The sequence below is a fragment of the Calothrix sp. UHCC 0171 genome (genome assembly GCF_034931845.1).
Lineage (GTDB): Bacteria > Cyanobacteriota > Cyanobacteriia > Cyanobacteriales > Nostocaceae > Brunnivagina.
Genome location: NZ_JAYGHN010000103.1, coordinates 1 through 2,310, shown reverse-complemented (window position 1 = coordinate 2,310; position 2,310 = coordinate 1). Strand labels below are relative to the sequence as shown.

Here is a 2,310-nt window from a genome sequence, read left to right as displayed (position 1 = left end):
AATCATCTTTCGTGCTTCCCAAAATTAACTGCGATCGCAATCTAGAAATCTCTGTTTTTAATTCTTCAAAGGGAATATGGTCAATAGGAGGTGGGATTAAACCTTGTAATAATGCGAGATTTTGAGCTTTGGCAATTTGGTCTATTTCTTCGCTAATTTTCAATAATTGCCAATAACATTTCCAGTTAACTTGGGGGATAGTTTTGGTGCGACATCCTGCCATTCTGCGTCGAACTAATTCGGCTTTGCTGATACCATTTGATTCAGCTAATGCGTGCCAATGGTCATTTTGTTGGGGTGTTAGCAGCATTTCAAATCGAACGGTGTGGTGTTTTTGTATAGCTGGCATTTTAATGAGTGAAGGGATATTTTGTCTAGAATGGCAAGTTTTTGAGTCAAGTACCAACTATCGAAAGTGATATTTGGTATGTGCAATCACGTTTATAATATATAAACTACCAATTTATATATTGGCAATTTTAATATTTGTAGCATTGCCGAGATTAATTTCAATATTGATATCACCCACATTTACCACAACGTTATTTACTTCATAAATATCCAAAATTTTCTAGAGCGTTAATACTTGCTAGAGGTATCTCGCGAACCTAGAAAGCTCGTTTGAGATTTTCTTTTTGAATAACGTAAATAATCTGCCTCTAAAGTTAATTTAGACTTCTATAAAACAATTTAGGTGCTGTTTCTAGTTTAAATTCTTGCTGAATTAAAGATTCTATCTTATTACTTGCTTTAGGCAGAGCAAAATTCATTAATCTATTAAGTGAAGATTTAGGTAATACTGCATTTTGAGCATTAGTATATCCGACTTTATTTAGAATTTTCCAAAGTTCTAAAAAAGAAGCACAGGTATGTATGTTAAAAGTCTCTCTGTCTTCTCCTGAAAAAGCTATGTACCATTCGTAGTCATCCAGGGTTCTCAAATTAACTTTAGTATTCCCACCTATCGTTTCAATACCATCAAGCTGAGTTGTAAATATTTGCCTTAATTCCTCCATCCCATCATCCCAAACTATTTCATCTGTTGAGAATACTTTTTTAATATCATCATGATTAAATTCTTGATTTTGTAATTCTAATCCTCTATGCAAACTACGGTTTAAGAGAGTATATTGATAAATAATTTCTGGCATTTCTACACCGAGAGTGTATAGTTTTCTTCCTTGGCACAATTCATATACCTCACTACATATATTATCAATTAATAGATTAATCTCTTTTCTGGCAAATTCTATATACTCTCCCCCTTTCGCTTCAAATCCATCTGCCTTTGCTCGGATACTAAAGGTTAAGGCAACAAATAAAGGTAACCTCTCAGCTTTTCCTACTTGGATTCTATTGAGTTGACTTCTGACCCATGCTTCTAAATCTTCCGCTCTTTCAATTAACTGTTCTACTTCGGATAATTCAGGCAACAATTGGGTAAATCTTTCATACACTTTGAGTAACTTAAAAGTTCGAGTTTCAAATTCTTGTCGTTGTCTCAATGCTTCGGCATTTTTAATCTCTTCTATCACGTTTTGAAATCCCGATCGCATCTCTTCACGGAGAATATTCATATTCGCTTCGAGATTCTTTTGATTCGCGATTAAAAGCTCCAGGGTACGATGCTGAACGGTCAGTGCATTTTGAATACTGGAAAAGTAGGATTGAATTTCTTGCTGATTTTTTGTTAATTTATTTTCTAAGTTTTGAAAATTAGAACGCAGATTTTTATCCAAGTTTTCAATTTCTACTTGAATCTCATTGTGATTCTGCTGTAGTTGCTTTTTAATTTTACGAAGTTGGAAGGCATTATAAACGCCAATCCCGACATTGAGTATATTTAAACCTAAATTTGCAATATTAAGCATATCAATAGCTGGTCTCACAGATTGTATAGTTTCACCACTGGGAAGATGCTTGGTGTACCAAGTACCTGCCTTACCCTCATCTACAAGATAATCAGAAGCATTCCCTCCTTTAAATAAGTAAGGTGCTGGCTTTTGAGTAAACATATGATTTATTTTTTTGAGATGGTCTTTTATTTACTATTCCCAGGATTGGTTAGAAATCAAACATTTTTAAAGATAATCGGTTCTACCCCTGTAGCCTGGAGAGCGCGATTACTTTCTCCGAGATTTACCTAATAACGTAACGCGACAATCAACAGCCAAAAATTGCTATGATGTAAGTACATGACGTATGTACACCATGAACAACCCCTACAAAATTCGCAGCACAAAAATTGGTAACAGCGCTGGATTTCGCTTGCCAGCAGAGTTTTACCGTGAACATCCCCAGTTTGCGAAT

2 protein-coding genes are annotated in these 2,310 nt (G+C 34.9%); both read right to left on the bottom strand.

The window, feature by feature from the left end; genetic code table 11:
- Positions 1 to 349 (bottom strand): hypothetical protein (locus VB733_RS27480; RefSeq protein ID WP_323343210.1); only part of this gene is annotated, 349 nt, incomplete at its 3' end.
- 316 nt (positions 350 to 665) lie between these two features.
- Positions 666 to 2,015: a hypothetical protein gene (locus VB733_RS27475; RefSeq protein ID WP_323343209.1), complete on the bottom strand. Its 1,350-nt coding sequence runs from the start codon at positions 2,013 to 2,015 to the stop codon at positions 666 to 668.
- Positions 2,016 to 2,310 lie beyond the last annotated feature (295 nt).

Bases quoted from the DNA above. Each gene is read 5' to 3' on its own strand.
- VB733_RS27475 (WP_323343209.1), bottom strand. From the start codon at position 2,015: ATGTTTACTCAAAAGCCAGCACCTTACTTATTTAAAGGAGGGAATGCT.